The sequence below is a fragment of the Arthrobacter sp. NPDC056727 genome (assembly GCF_042790555.1).
Classification (GTDB): Bacteria; Actinomycetota; Actinomycetes; order Actinomycetales; family Micrococcaceae; genus Arthrobacter.
This window is the reverse complement of sequence record NZ_JBHTZA010000012.1, coordinates 66,387-79,768: the sequence shown is the minus strand read 5'-3', so window position 1 is coordinate 79,768 and position 13,382 is coordinate 66,387. Positions and strand designations below refer to the sequence as shown.

The 13,382-nt window shown below is 66.7% G+C and carries 11 protein-coding genes; 5 read left to right on the top strand and 6 right to left on the bottom strand.

From position 1 onward, the window contains the following. Nucleotides 1–53: 53 nt before the first annotated feature. From rraA to ACFRAH_RS13560, 3 genes are all read left to right on the top strand, one after another. Nucleotides 54–542, top strand: a complete 489-nt coding sequence (gene rraA, locus ACFRAH_RS13570; RefSeq protein WP_377991410.1) for a ribonuclease E activity regulator RraA — start codon at nucleotides 54–56, stop codon at nucleotides 540–542. A 109-nt stretch (nucleotides 543–651) separates the two neighbouring features. After that, nucleotides 652–2,304 (top strand): MDR family MFS transporter, encoded by a 1,653-nt coding sequence (locus ACFRAH_RS13565; protein WP_377991409.1) that lies wholly within the window; start codon nucleotides 652–654, stop codon nucleotides 2,302–2,304. Nucleotides 2,305–2,568: 264 nt separating this feature from the next. Continuing rightward, on the top strand, nucleotides 2,569–4,005 hold the full coding sequence (locus ACFRAH_RS13560) for a sugar porter family MFS transporter (RefSeq protein ID WP_377991408.1): 1,437 nt from the start codon (nucleotides 2,569–2,571) through the stop codon (nucleotides 4,003–4,005). Nucleotides 4,006–4,102: 97 nt separating this feature from the next. On the opposite strand, the gene ACFRAH_RS13555 is transcribed toward ACFRAH_RS13560, so the two are convergent. From ACFRAH_RS13555 to ACFRAH_RS13545, 3 genes are all read right to left on the bottom strand, one after another. Beyond that, complete coding sequence (locus ACFRAH_RS13555) at nucleotides 4,103–5,329, bottom strand: MFS transporter (RefSeq protein ID WP_377991407.1); 1,227 nt, start codon at nucleotides 5,327–5,329, stop codon at nucleotides 4,103–4,105. A gap of 56 nt (nucleotides 5,330–5,385) precedes the next feature. Then, nucleotides 5,386–5,829, bottom strand: coding sequence for a MarR family winged helix-turn-helix transcriptional regulator (locus tag ACFRAH_RS13550; protein WP_377991406.1), 444 nt, complete (start codon nucleotides 5,827–5,829; stop codon nucleotides 5,386–5,388). Between the two features lie 74 nt (nucleotides 5,830–5,903). Further along, a complete protein-coding gene (locus tag ACFRAH_RS13545; protein ID WP_377991405.1) occupies nucleotides 5,904–6,284 on the bottom strand; it encodes a winged helix-turn-helix transcriptional regulator in 381 nt (126 codons plus the stop codon). 96 nt (nucleotides 6,285–6,380) lie between these two features. On the opposite strand from ACFRAH_RS13545, the gene ACFRAH_RS13540 reads away from it, so the two are divergent. Beyond that, nucleotides 6,381–7,253, top strand: coding sequence for an SDR family oxidoreductase (locus ACFRAH_RS13540; protein WP_377991404.1), 873 nt, complete (start codon nucleotides 6,381–6,383; stop codon nucleotides 7,251–7,253). 300 nt (nucleotides 7,254–7,553) lie between these two features. Here ACFRAH_RS13540 and ACFRAH_RS13535 read toward each other — a convergent pair whose 3' ends face one another. Genes ACFRAH_RS13535 through ACFRAH_RS13525 form a run of 3 tightly spaced genes read right to left on the bottom strand, consistent with a single transcriptional unit; the run spans nucleotide 7,554 to nucleotide 11,511 of the window. Further along, nucleotides 7,554–8,717: a mannitol-1-phosphate 5-dehydrogenase gene (locus ACFRAH_RS13535; protein WP_377991403.1), complete on the bottom strand. Its 1,164-nt coding sequence runs from the start codon at nucleotides 8,715–8,717 to the stop codon at nucleotides 7,554–7,556. Next, a complete protein-coding gene (locus ACFRAH_RS13530; protein ID WP_377991402.1) occupies nucleotides 8,717–10,729 on the bottom strand; it encodes a PTS mannitol transporter subunit IICBA in 2,013 nt (670 codons plus the stop codon). The genes ACFRAH_RS13535 and ACFRAH_RS13530 overlap by 1 nt, the downstream gene beginning before the upstream one ends. 53 nt (nucleotides 10,730–10,782) lie before the next feature. After that, a complete protein-coding gene (locus tag ACFRAH_RS13525) occupies nucleotides 10,783–11,511 on the bottom strand; it encodes a TetR/AcrR family transcriptional regulator (protein WP_377991401.1) in 729 nt (242 codons plus the stop codon). A 163-nt stretch (nucleotides 11,512–11,674) separates the two neighbouring features. Here ACFRAH_RS13525 and ptsP point away from each other — a divergent pair, with 163 nt between their 5' ends. Beyond that, entirely contained in the window at nucleotides 11,675–13,360 is a 1,686-nt protein-coding gene (gene ptsP, locus ACFRAH_RS13520) for a phosphoenolpyruvate--protein phosphotransferase (protein WP_377991400.1), read from the top strand. Nucleotides 13,361–13,382 lie beyond the last annotated feature (22 nt).

Here is a 13,382-nt window from a genome sequence, read left to right as displayed (position 1 = left end):
AGACTATCGTGGGAGCCATCAGCCGGACCTGATTCGAGAGCCTGGGAGAACCAATGACCGCTTCGCCTGCCAACTCCGCCGTCAACACCGCCGACCTCTACGACGAGCGCGGCGAGGAACTTGACTCCATCGCCCTGCAGTTCCAGTCCCTGGGCGGCCGCACGCATTTCAGCGGCCCGGTCCGGAGCGTGCGCTGCTTCGAGGACAACGCCCTCGTCAAGAGCATCCTCGCCACCCCCGGCAATGGCGCCGTGCTCGTCGTCGACGGCGCCGGTTCCCTGCGGACCGCACTGATGGGGGACCTGATCGCGGCGAGCGCCGTGGAAAACGGCTGGGCCGGCGTCGTCATCAACGGTGCCATCCGCGACCGTGAGGCGATCGCCGAACTGCCCCTCGGCGTCAAGGCGCTGGGCAGCAATCCGCGCAAGAGCGCCAAGGCCGGCGCGGGAGAGACCGACGTGGACCTGCTGATCGACGGCGTAACCATCCGCACCGGCGCCACGATCTGGTGCGATCCGGACGGCATCCTCATCGAGCGCTGAGAAAGCACCAAAAAGTTTCCGTTGTTCCGGGGAACAAAGGAGCAAGTAACATAGTTACTGAAAGCAACTATCAAATGCGATCCCCCTTTCCCGTGACCCTGGAGCACCCATGTCCAAAACCACCGCAGGACCCGCACCCGGAGAGGCCCTGACGCAGCGGCAGACCATCACCGTCATGGTGGGCCTGATGCTCGGCATGTTCCTGTCCTCGCTGGACCAGACCATCGTGTCCACGTCGATCTACACCATCGCCAACGACCTGGACGGGCTGTCCCTCCAGGCGTGGGCCACCACCGCGTACCTCATCACGTCCACAGTCACCACGCCGCTCTACGGCAAGCTCAGCGACATCTTCGGCCGCCGCCCGCTCTACCTCGCGGCGATCGTCATCTTCCTGGCCGGCTCGCTGTATGCGGGTTCGGTGCACTCGATGACCGAGCTGGCGATCGCCCGCGGTATCCAGGGCATGGGTGCCGGCGGCCTGCTGGCCCTTGCGCTGACCATCATCGGCGACATCGTCCCGCTCAAGGACCGGGCCAAGTTCCAGGGCTACTTCATGTCCGTCTTCGGCATCTCCTCGGTCCTCGGCCCGGTGGTGGGCGGCGCCTTCGCCGGCTCCGAGAGCATCCTGGGTTTCGACGGGTGGCGCTGGGTCTTCTTCATCAACCTGCCCATCGGCCTGGCCGCGCTGGTGGTGGTGTTCCTCTACCTCCACCTGCCCGCCAAGCACGTCAAGCAGCGGATCGACTACTGGGGCGCCGCCGCCATCACCCTGGCCATCGTGCCGCTGCTGCTCGTCGCCGAACAGGGCCGCAGCTGGGGCTGGACGTCGGCCAACTCCTTCATCTGCTACGGCCTGGGCGTCGTCGGCATCGCTGCGTTCCTGCTGGCCGAGCGGCGCGCCGGGGACTACGCGCTGATCCCGCTGCGCCTGTTCCGGAACATCACCTTCGGGCTGTCCTCTCTGCTGAACTTCATCATCGGCATCGGCATGTTCGGCGCCATCGCGATGCTGCCCATGTACCTGCAACTGGTAAAGGGCCTCACGCCCACCGAGGCCGGCCTGATGATGATCACCTTCACCATCGGCATCCTCACCGGCTCCATCACCGCCGGACGCACCATCTCGGCGTCGGGCACCTTCCGGATCTTCCCCATCCTGGGCACGGCCATCCTGACCACCGCCGCCGTCGTCATGGGGCTGTCCCTCGGCGCTGACACCGACCTCTGGGTCCCCGGACTGATCGCCGTCTTCTTCGGCCTGGGCCTGGGCTTCTGCATGCAGCCGCTGACCCTTGCCATGCAGGTCTCCGTGCCCGCGAAGGACATGGGCGTGGGCACCTCCACCGCCGCGTTCTTCCGCTCCATGGGCGGCGCCGTGGGCACGGCCGTCTTCATCTCCATGCTGTTCAGCCTGGCCGCGGACAAGATCGCCAACGGCATGAAGGACGCCATGCAGAACGCCGACTACGTGAAGGTCCTCCAGGACCCCGCGGTCGCCGCCGATCCCGCCAACGCCAAGCTCTACGACTTCTTCAAGAACGGCGCCAGCAACGACTCCCTCAACGACACCAGCTGGCTGCACTCGGCGAACCCGGTTCTCACCAGGCCCATCACCGAGGGATTTGCGCAGTCGATCGACGCCGTCATGCTCACCGCCGCCATCCTCACCGGCATCGCCTTCCTCATCAGCTTCGCGCTGCCGAAGAAGAAACTGACCGACCCCAAGGCAGTCATGAAGGAGCCCGCGGCCGCCCACTAGGCCCCGGCTTCCAGCACCTGCGTCACGGCAGGCACCTTTTCGAAGGTGCCTGCCGTTTCGTTTTCCCTTGGAAACGCGCCGCAAGCGGCACCAAACCGACGACGACGGCGGGACCGCCCGCCGTCGTCGGCCTCCGTCCCGAAGTGGATCAGCGCGCGGTGACGTGGCACACTGTTAGGCGCGTGTGCGCCGGCCGACAGGGCCGGTTTCCGCAGCCGACGACGTTTGCACCGCATCCACCCACCCCCAAACCAAGGGAGAACCATGTCCACCGACAAGCAAACAAACGCCAAGATCCCCAAGCGGGTGATCTGGCTGGCGCTTGCCGGCGCTGTGGGCGGCTTCCTGTTCGGCTTTGACTCCTCCGTGGTCAACGGCGCCGTGGATGCCATGAAGGACGAGTTCGCGCTGGGTGAGGCCGTGACCGGTTTCGCCGTGGCCGTGGCATTGCTGGGCTGCGCGGCCGGCGCCTACCTGGCCGGCAAGGTGGCGGACCGTTACGGCCGCATCCCCGCCATGAAGCTGGGTGCCCTGCTGTTCCTGGTCAGCGCCATCGGCACCGGCTTCTGCTTCAGCGTCTGGGACCTCATTGCGTGGCGCCTGGTGGGCGGGCTCGGCATCGGCCTGGCCTCGGTGATCGCGCCGGCCTACATCTCCGAAATTTCGCCCCGGCAGGTCCGCGGACGGCTCGCGTCGCTGCAGCAGCTGGCCATCACCACCGGCATCTTCGCCGCCCTGCTGTCCGACGCCCTGTTCGCCACCTCTGCCGGCGGAGCGCACCAGGTCTTCTGGCTGGGCATCGAGGCCTGGCGCTGGATGTTCCTGGCCGCCGCCGTTCCGGCCGTGCTCTACGGCGTCATCTCCTACACGCTGCCCGAGTCCCCGCGCTTCCTGGTGGTCAAGGGCAAGGAGGACGTGGCCCGGAAGGTCTTCGACTCCATCGCACCCGATGAGGACACCGACCGCCACCTGCGTGAAATCCGCGAGGCGATCGAGGAGGACCAGCTCGCCGGCAGGAAGGGCTCGCTCCGCGGCAAGTCGTTCGGGCTGCAGGCAGTGGTCTGGATCGGCATTACCCTGTCCGTGCTGCAGCAGTTCGTGGGCATCAACGTGATCTTCTACTACTCCACCACGCTCTGGAAGGCCGTTGGCTTCCAGGAAAAGGACTCGCTGGCCATCTCGGTGGCCACGTCCATCACCAACATCCTGGTCACCCTCGTGGCCATCGCCCTCGTGGACAGGATCGGCCGCCGCCCCATCCTGCTGGCCGGCTCCGTTGGCATGGCAGTTTCGCTCGGCGCCATGGCCCTGGCCTTCGCGTCTGCCACGGGCACCGGCTCCGACATCACGCTGCCCGGCGCATGGGGACCCGTTGCCCTGGTGGCTGCGAACGTGTTCGTGATCAGTTTCGGCGCCTCCTGGGGCCCGCTGGTGTGGGTGCTGCTGGGCGAGATCTTCCCGGCCCGGATCCGTGCCCGCGCCCTGGGCCTGGCCGCCGCCGCCCAGTGGATCGCCAACTTCGCCATCACGCTGAGCTTCCCCGTGATGGCCGCGGTCTCGCTGCCGCTGACGTACGCCATGTACGCACTCTTCGCAGCAGCATCGTTCTTCTTCGTCATGTACAAGGTGCCGGAGACGAACGGCATGTCGCTGGAACAGGCTGAGACCCTGTTTGTTCCGAAGGGGTCCGTCAAGGTCTGACCGGCTCTTGGCTCCTCCGGCATGAAACGAAAGACGCCCATGCTCCCTGCGGACTGTGTCCCGGGAACGTGGGCGTCTTTCTGTATGCCGCAGGCTCTTAGACCACGTGCGGTTCGTGGGCCGTGAGGTATCGCCGCCCGGCGGCCACCACGGCCATGGCCACAACCATTGCCACCGCGCCGGCGAAGAAGGGCACCTGCGGACCGAAATGCTCGCCAAGCTGCGCGGCGGCAAACGGAGCCAGTGCGCCGCCCATCCAGCGGACGAAGTTGTACCCCGCCGAAGCCACCGGGCGCGGCGAGTCCGAGACACCCATGGCCAGCTCGGTGTAGATGGTGTTGTTGATGCCCAGCAGCGCGCCGGAGACCACCACCAGCGCAACGACGGCGGGAACCGAGCGGCCGGCGGCCAGGCCAAGGCCTGCCAGGTCCAGCATCAACAGGGCAAGCGTGCCGAGGAGCACCCTGGTGGCGCCGAAGCGGTTCTGCAGCGCCGGGGCCACGAAGACCGAAAAGACGGCGACAGCAACACCCCAGCCAAAGAACACACCGCCGATGCCGTAGGCGTCCATGCCCAGGATGAAGGGGGTAAAGGCGAGCACGGTGAAAAAGCCGTAGTTATAGAACAGGCCGCTGGCCGCCGTCGTTCTTAGCCCTTTGTTGCCCAAGGCCCGCAGCGGATCGGCAAGGCTGACCTTGCGTGCGGGCAACGGGGTTTTCGGAAGCAGCGCGGTGAGTGCAATGAAGGCCGCCGCCATCAGCGCCGCCGTGCCGAAGAACGGGGCCCGCCACTGCCAGCCCCCGAGCAGCGCGCCCAGGAGCGGCCCCAGCGAGATGCCCAGGCCAAGGGCGGCCTCATAGAGAATGATCGCCGTGCCCGCACCGCCGCTGGCCACGCCGACAATCACCGCAAGCGCGGTGGCCACGAAGAGGGCGTTGCCGAATCCCCAGCCGGCACGGAAGCCAACCAGCTCCCCGACACTGCCGGACAGGCCGGACAGCGAGGCGAAGACCACGATCACGGCCAGCCCGGCCAGCAGGGTTCGCTTGCCGCCGATGCGCGACGAGATGAACCCGGTGACGAGCATGGCCACTGCGGTGATCAGGAAATAGCTGGTGAAGAGCAGTGACACCTGGCTGGGGCTGGCGTCCAGGTTCCTGGCGATGGCCGGCAGGATGGGGTCCACCAGGCCGATGCCCATGAAGGCGAATACGGCCGCGAGCGCCGTGGCCCAGACCGCCTTGGGCTGTTTGAGGAATGAGGCCTTCTCGGCCTCGAGGGTGGAATGTGGTGCCTGCAGGGTGTCTGCGAGCTGGCCGTCCATGGAGGGAACTCCTAAGTGTGTCGGTTTTGAAGCGCCAGTCAGTCTTGAAAGGCTCGTTAGTTTTGAACCGCGCTGTTGATCTTTTCGATCACCGGGAGGGCGTCCGCCAGGGCCCGTCTTTCGTCGTCGGTGAGGGATTCGAGAATGCCGGCCATCACGGCGTTCCGGCGCCGGTTTGCCAGTTCGACGGCGTCGCGGCCTTCCGCGGTCAGCACGACACGGACGGCACGGGAGTCATCCGGATCCGCCTCGCGGCGGGCCAGGCCGGCCTTTTCCAGCTTGATGATCTGCTCCGTGGCGCTCGGTACCCGGACGCCCAGGTTCCTGGCAATCTCCCCCACACGGACGCCGCCGTCGAGCAGCATTTTCAGCGTGCTCAGCTGGGCGGCGCTAAGCTCACCGTCTGCATCGAGGCGGCGGACCAGATACACGCCGTGGCGCAGCGCCTCCCGGAAGTCCTGGGCGAGTTGCTGCAGCCGCGGGTCATTCTCGGGTTCCATACTTAGGTATCCTAATAGTTAGGTAACCTAAATTCAAGACCAGGCGTGGGGCTCGGGGATCCGCCGGCGCTGGCTTAAGACTGTGTGCGGTTCACGATCGCCTCGGCATGCTCGGCCACCCAGGCCACGAGCGGCAGCAGCAGGGCCGCCAGCTCGTGGCCGCGGCCGGTGAGGCTGTAGTCCACCCGGGGTGGGATGACCGGCTGGGCATCCCGGCGGACGAACCCGTCGGCCTCGAGGGTCTTCAGTGTCTGGGCGAGCATCTTCTCGCTGATGCCTTCGGCACGGCGGCGCAGTTCGCTCCAGCGCTGGGGCCCTTCTGAGAGGGCCACCAGAATCAGCACGCCCCATTTGCTGGTGACGTGGTCCAGCACGGTCCGGCTGGGGCATCCCGCGGGGAAAATGCCATCGGCGAAGGGAAATGCGGATACGGCTGCCGGGGTACTTACCTCCATGCCAGTACCTTACCTTAAAGTGCGTACTCTCTTTTGGGAAGTAATCGGGAACGGGCGGAGTTGGCACCACTGACAGTCACCTCAGAAAGGACCATCATGACCATCGTCATCACCGGAGCCACCGGCCAGCTCGGCCGGCTCGTCGTCGAATCCCTGCTGGACAGCGGGGTTCCCGCGGAGCAGATTGTGGCCGCAGGCAGGACCCTGGACAGGATTGCTGATCTCGGCGAGCGCGGCGTCCAGGTCCGCAGCATCGACTACAGCCAGCCGGAGTCGCTGCGGCAGGCGTTCGCGGGAGCGGACAAGGTCCTGCTGGTCTCGGGCAGCGAGGTGGGGCAGCGCGTGGAACAGCACCGGAACGCGGTCGAAGCGGCCAAGGAGGCCGGCGTCGGGCTGATTGCCTACACCAGCATTGCCAACGCGGACACCACCGCCATGCAGCTGGCCGCCGAGCACATCGCTACCGAAGGGATACTTCGCGATTCAGGGGTCCCTTTCACCCTGCTTCGCAACGGCTGGTACCTGGAGAACTACACCGGCCAGCTCCCGCTCCAGGTCCAGCACGGCGCCGTCCTCGGCAGCGCCGGCGACGGCAAGGTGAGCGCAGCGGCCAGGGCCGACTACGCGGCAGCGGCGGCCGCGGTACTCCTGCTGGACGAGCAGGCAGGGAAGGTCTACGAACTGGGCGGCGACGACGCCTTCACCCTCAGCGAGCTGGCCGGCGAAGTCAGCGCAGCGTCCGGACAGCCCGTGACATACAAGAACCTCCCCGCCGAAGAGTACGCCCAGGTTCTCGTAGGGGCCGGACTGCCCGAGCCGTACGCGGCCATCCTGGCGGACAGCGACCTCGGCATCGCCCGCGGCGATCTCCTGGTCACCAGCGGCGACCTCAGCGCCCTGCTCGGCCGCCCCACCACGCCGCTGCGCGAGGCCGTCCAGGCCGCCGCCGAGAGTCTCCCGGCCCGCTGACCCACTCCAAACGCCCTCTCATCACCTGCACGTTTTGAGCCAACGCTTCCTCACTCCCTGCAGGATTTGAGCCAACGCTTCCTCACTCGGGGGCAACAGCAAACCCGACAGGACCTGAGGACGCGTCGGGAAAAACCCGGCAGGACCTGAGGACTCGTCAGGAAAAAGGCGGCAGGACCTGAGGACGCGTCAGGAAAAAGGCGACAGGATCTGAGGAAGCGTGTGAATAGCGCGCGTAAAACGCACGACGCCGGAACTCAAGGAGAGCTCCGGCGTCGTGCGTTCCGTTTATGCCGGGAGTTAGGCCCGGGCCGTGACGTCCTCCGCCTTGCGCTCCTCGACGAGGCCGCAGACCGCGGCGAAGAGCGGGTGGTCCGGCGCCAGCCCGGTGATGCGCTCGGTGGCGGCGGCGGGCTCGGACGAGGCCAGGATCTGGCCCAGTTCGACGGCCTCGGCATCGGCGGGGTCGTTGAACCGCAGGGCGGCAGCGATTGCCCCGAGCAGCGCCTCGGGCACAATTCCGCGTTCCGCCAGCTCTGCCGCCGGACCGATGAACCGTTCGTGCCGGCTGAGCTTGCGCAGCGGCGCCCGTCCCACGCGGTTCACGGTGTCCGGCAGGTGCGGGTTGGTGAACCTTGCCAGGATCTTCTGGACGTAGGCCTCCTGCTCGTCGTAGCTGAAGCCGTGCTTGGACACGAGCAGCTGCTTGGTCTCGTCGAGCACGGAGCGCACGTCGGCTGCAACGTCCTCGTCGGCCATGGCGTCGGAGATCTTCTCCAGCCCGGCCTCGAAGCCGAAGTACGCCGCGGACGCGTGTCCCGTGTTCACCGTGAACAGTTTGCGTTCGATATAGGGCCCGAGCTCGTCCACAAATGTGGCGCCCGGGATCACCGGAGCAGCATCGCCGAACGGCGTGCGGTCGATGACCCACTCGTAGAACGTCTCAACCGTCACGTCCAGGCCCTGTCCGGGTTCCTGGTTGGGCACGATCCGGTCCACGGCCGTGTTGGCGAACACGGCCGCGCCGGCCAGCGATCCGGCCGCCTCGTCCCAGCATTGAACGATCGACTCGCGCAGGATGTCCGTGGCGTTGATGGCGTTCTCGCACGCCATCACCTGCAGCGGCGGCAGGCCCGCGGCCCGGGCGGCAATTCCCTTGGCGATCGCGGGAGCCACGAACTTCAGGATGTGCGGCCCCACCGCGGTGGTGACGATGTCCGCCGTCGCGATTTCCTCGATGAGCTGTGCCTCCTGGGTGCCGGAGTTCACCGCCCGGAAGTTGTCCACCGTGCGCGTGGCGGGGTTCTCCCCCACCTCGTGCACGCTGTAGCTGTCCGCCTCGGCGAGCTGGGAGATCAGGGCATCCGCGACGTCGGCGAACACCACCTCGTACCCGGCGTCGTGCAGCAGCAACCCGACAAACCCCCGGCCAATGTTGCCGGCTCCGAAATGTACAGCCTTCACTATGCATTGACCTTTCCGAACAACTCCAGGACTTCATCCACAGTTGTTGCCGCCTCAAGCTGCGCCACCTGCGCCTTGTTCGTGAAGACCTTCGCGATGGAGGACAGGATGTGCAGGTGCTCGTTGTTGATGCCGGCCACGCCCACCACGAACTTGACCTGCTTGCCGTTCCAGTCGATGCCCTCGGGGTAGCGGACCACCGAGACGGCAGACTTCCTGATGTGGTCCTTGGCGGCGTTGGTGCCGTGCGGGATGGCCAGGAAGCTGCCCATGTACGTGCTGACGGATTCCTCGCGCTCGTGCATGGCGCGGATGTAGTCCTCGTCCACAGCCCCGCGCTCCAGCAGGAGCCGGCCGGCCTCGTCGATGGCGTCATCCCGGGTGGAGGCGGAGCCGGTCAGGACCACGCTCTCCGGCACCAGGATGCCCGACGGCGCTGCGCCGGTTTCGGGGGCGGCGGCAGTTTCGGTGGTGGCGGCAGCCGGGGCTGCGGCGGTGGCCGCGCCAGCACCGGGAGCTTCCGCCCCCTCCGCATTGCTGCGCTGGACCAGCTCGACGATCTCGTCATACCGCGGGCTGTTCATGAAGTTGTCCACGGAGACGTGGACGGCACTGGACGTGGCCGGCTTGGCCCGCTCGGTCAGGTCCTGGTGCGTGACCACGACGTCGTAGGTGTCGGCCAGGTTGGCGATTGACGCATTGGTGACATTGACCTCCGGGAACCCGGCAGCCTTGATCTTGTTGCGCAGCACCGAGGCGCCCATGGCGCTGGAGCCCATGCCGGCGTCGCACGCGAACACGATGTTCTTGATGGGGCCGGTCAGGACTCCCACTCCGCCGCCGGCACCGCCGGTGAGGGTGGAGGCAACGGAGCTCTTCTTGCCCTTCATCTCCTCCATGCGGCTGGTGGCCGCGGTGAGGTCGTCCTCGTCACTGTGCCTGGTGGTGCGCAGGATCAGCGAGGAGACCAGGAAGGAAACCGTTGCGGCCAGGATGACGGAAAGGATCACACCGAAGTAGCTGTCGCGCGAGGTCTGGGCGATCACCGCGAAGATCGATCCTGGTGCCGCCGGCGCGACAAGGCCGGAATTGGTGATGGCCAGCGTCGCGATGCCGGTCATGCCGCCGGCGATGGTGCCGAGGATGAGCAGCGGGCGCATCAGGACGTACGGGAAGTAGATCTCGTGGATGCCGCCGAGGAACTGGATGATCAGGGCACCGGGGGCCGAGGCCTTGGCTGCCCCGCGTCCGAAGAACATGTAGGCGAGGAGGAGACCGGCACCCGGGCCGGGGTTGGCCTCCAGCAGGAAGAGGATGGACTTGCCCTGCTCCAGCGACTGCTGGATGCCCAGCGGGGTCAGCACGCCGTGGTTAATGGCGTTGTTGAGGAAGAGGACCTTGGCCGGTTCGATGAAGATGGAGGTCAGCGGCAGCAGGCCATTGTGAACCAGGAACTGGACGAAGTTGCCGGCGGCCGTGCTGAACGCCGTCACGAGTGGCGAGATGCCGTAAAAACCCAGCATGGCCAGCAGTGCGCCCCAGATGCCGGCGGAGAAGTTGTTCACCAGCATCTCGAAGCCCGGGCGGATCTTGCCGTGCCAGATCGCGTCGAGATGCTTCATGGTCCAGCCACCCAGCGGGCCCATGATCATGGCGCCGATGAACATCGGGATGCCGGCGCCCACGATCACGCCCATGGTGCCGATGGCGCCAACGACGCCGCCCCGGACGTCATAGACCATCTTCCCGCCGGTGTAGCCAATCAGCAGGGGCAGCAGGTAGGTGATCATGGGGCCGACGAGGCCCACATTCGGCGCGCCCGCCGCGTTGGTGCCGAACCCGCCCAGGGCGGGGACAGGGATCCAGCCCTTCTCGATGAAGAGGGCTGTGATAAGCCCCCAGGCGATGAAGGCGCCAATGTTGGGCATGATCATCCCGGAGAGAAAAGTCCCGAACTTCTGGACATGCACCCGCGCGCTGGTTTTGGGTTTTGCAACTGTCTCTGTTGCCATGTGAATTCCTAACGTGGTCCCTGCGGCACCGCAGGATGGTCCGATAGTTTCGACTAGCTGGTGGAACTGGTGGAGATCCGGTGGAGCCATTCGAGGAAAAGCTTGAGTTCCGAGCTGGTGAGCTGGTCCGAGTGGGATGCCTGCAGCGCCGCGTTCAGCGCAATGGCAGCCACCACCACTGATGACTTTCCGGAGTCCTCCGGTCCCGCGTCCCGCCCATGGTCCCTGGACACCGCAAAGATCATGGCGTCCCGGGTCATTGTGGACAGCTCCAGGTTCCGCTCCGCGGCCGGTTCTGCGATCAGCATGAGCGTCACGCCCACGTTGGCAGCCAGGATGCTCCTGGCGGCTTCCCGTGGCTGCACGTTCAGCTGCCCGGCCGCAGCGGCCTTGTTCAGCATTTCCTCCAGGAGACCCTCCGCATCGGCAACGATGGCCGGGCGGCTCTCGGGGCGGATATTACCGAACATGACCAGATAAAGTTCGGGCTGGTTGAGCCCGAACTGCACGTGGTTGTCCCACATCCGCCGGATGTCCACCAGCGGCTGTCCGGACGGGGCGAAATCCCTCTCGCCCGCCACATATTCTTCAAAGCCCGCGGCGACAACTGCGTCAAACAGGCCCTCCTTGTCACCGAAGTGGTGATAGAGGGTGGGCGCCGTGACGCCCGCCAGCTGTGTGATCTGGCGGGTGGAAACAGCGGCCCCCGCGGAGTTGGCCAGCAATTCGGCTGCCGCACGCAACAGCCTCATTTTGGGCGGAAGCTGGCCATCGAAACTCATAACCGCTACCCTAGCACCTATAGCAACGCTATATGAACTGAATCACATACAATTTTTTTCAGGCACCGCAACGCAGCATCGGACGCAGCCGTTCCGAGCTTCCGGGCTCCCACCCGGGCAGACACAGGCGGGCCTGGCTACCGGCAGAGAACGAGGACCTTCAGTGCAGAACTTCCCAGGAGTAGGCGTCAGCCCCGGCCGCATCATCGGAACGATCCGCCAGATGCCGAAGCCCATCAGCGAACCTCCGGCCGGCGATCAGCTGGCCGCAGGGACCACACCCGAAGAGGCAACGGCAGCATTGAAGGCTGCAGCGGGTGCCGTCCATGATGAGCTGAGGGCCCGCGCCGACCACGCCACTGGCGATGGCAAGGCCGTCCTGGAAGCCACGGCACTGATGGCCAAGGACACCATGCTGATCAAAGGCGCCGCGAAACTGATCGCCCGCGGCACCTCGCCGCAGCGGGCCATCTGGGAATCGGGCTCCTCGGTATCGGAAATGCTGCACAACCTCGGCGGTTACATGGCGGAGCGCGCCACCGACGTCCTGGACGTCCGTGCCCGCATCGTGGCCGAACTGCGCGGCGTGCCCGCCCCGGGCATCCCGTCGTCGAACGAACCGTTCATCCTGGTGGCCGAGGACCTGGCCCCCGCCGACACCGCCACCCTCGATCCCAACAAGGTCCTGGCACTGGTGACCGCCGGCGGCGGTCCGCAGTCCCACACCGCCATCATTGCCCGCTCGCTCGGCCTGCCCGCCGTTGTCGCCGCGGTGGGCGTGGACGAGCTCCCGGACGGCACCGAAATTTACGTCGACGGGGCCGCCGGTTCCATCACGGCCAGCCCCGACGACTCCCTGCGCGCTGCCGCCGAGGCCTGGGCTGCCACGGCATCCCTGCTGGCTGAGTTCAGCGGTACGGGCTCGACGGCGGACGGCCATCTGGTGCCCCTCCTCGCCAATGTGGGCGGGGCCAAGGACGCCCAGGCGGCCGCCAAGCTCGGCGCCCAGGGCGTGGGCCTGTTCCGCACCGAGTTCTGCTTCCTGGAACGGGACACCGAGCCCACCGTCGAGGAACAGGCCGCCGCCTACAAGGGCGTGTTCGATGCCTTCCCCGGCAAAAAGGTAGTGCTCCGCACCCTGGATGCCGGCGCGGACAAGCCGCTTCCGTTCCTCACCGACTCCACTGAGCCCAACCCGGCCCTGGGCGTGCGCGGCTACCGCACCGACTTCACCACTCCGGGCGTCCTGGACCGGCAGCTGGAGGCGATCGCCAAGGCCGAAAAGGAGTCGGAGGCCGACGTCTGGGTCATGGCCCCGATGATTTCGACGGCGGAGGAAGCCGCACGCTTCGCCACCATGTGTGCCGAGGCCGGCATCAAGACGCCGGGTGTGATGGTGGAGGTCCCGTCCGCCGCCCTCACGGCCGACACCATCCTGCGCGAAGTGGGGTTCGCGAGCCTCGGAACCAACGACCTCACCCAGTACGCCATGGCAGCCGACCGCCAGCTTGGCCCCCTTGCCGGGCTGAACACGCCATGGCAGCCCGCCGTGCTACGCCTCGTGGGCCTGACCGTTGAAGGCTCCCGGGCCGAGGGACACAACAAGCCGGTGGGCGTCTGCGGCGAGGCCGCCGCGGATCCTGCCCTCGCCGTCGTGCTGACCGGCCTGGGCGTTACCACCTTGTCCATGACCGCCCGCTCACTGGCGGCGGTGGCCGCGGTACTGAAGACCGTCACGCTGGCCGAGGCCCAGGAGCTCGCCAAGCTGGCCCTGTCCGCGCCGAGTGCCGTCGAGGCCCGGGCATGGGTCCGGGAGAAGCTGCCCGTCCTGGAGGAACTCGGACTGTAGTTTCCCGCCTGTCAGGAGGCAG

Coding starts and splice junctions, on each gene's coding strand:
- rraA (WP_377991410.1), top strand. CDS start 54: ATGACCGCTTCGCCTGCCAACTCCGCCGTCAACACCGCCGACCTCTAC.
- ACFRAH_RS13565 (WP_377991409.1), top strand. CDS start 652: ATGTCCAAAACCACCGCAGGACCCGCACCCGGAGAGGCCCTGACGCAG.
- ACFRAH_RS13560 (WP_377991408.1), top strand. CDS start 2,569: ATGTCCACCGACAAGCAAACAAACGCCAAGATCCCCAAGCGGGTGATC.
- ACFRAH_RS13555 (WP_377991407.1), bottom strand. CDS start 5,329: ATGGACGGCCAGCTCGCAGACACCCTGCAGGCACCACATTCCACCCTC.
- ACFRAH_RS13550 (WP_377991406.1), bottom strand. CDS start 5,829: ATGGAACCCGAGAATGACCCGCGGCTGCAGCAACTCGCCCAGGACTTC.
- ACFRAH_RS13545 (WP_377991405.1), bottom strand. CDS start 6,284: ATGGAGGTAAGTACCCCGGCAGCCGTATCCGCATTTCCCTTCGCCGAT.
- ACFRAH_RS13540 (WP_377991404.1), top strand. CDS start 6,381: ATGACCATCGTCATCACCGGAGCCACCGGCCAGCTCGGCCGGCTCGTC.
- ACFRAH_RS13530 (WP_377991402.1), bottom strand. CDS start 10,729: ATGGCAACAGAGACAGTTGCAAAACCCAAAACCAGCGCGCGGGTGCAT.
- ACFRAH_RS13525 (WP_377991401.1), bottom strand. CDS start 11,511: ATGAGTTTCGATGGCCAGCTTCCGCCCAAAATGAGGCTGTTGCGTGCG.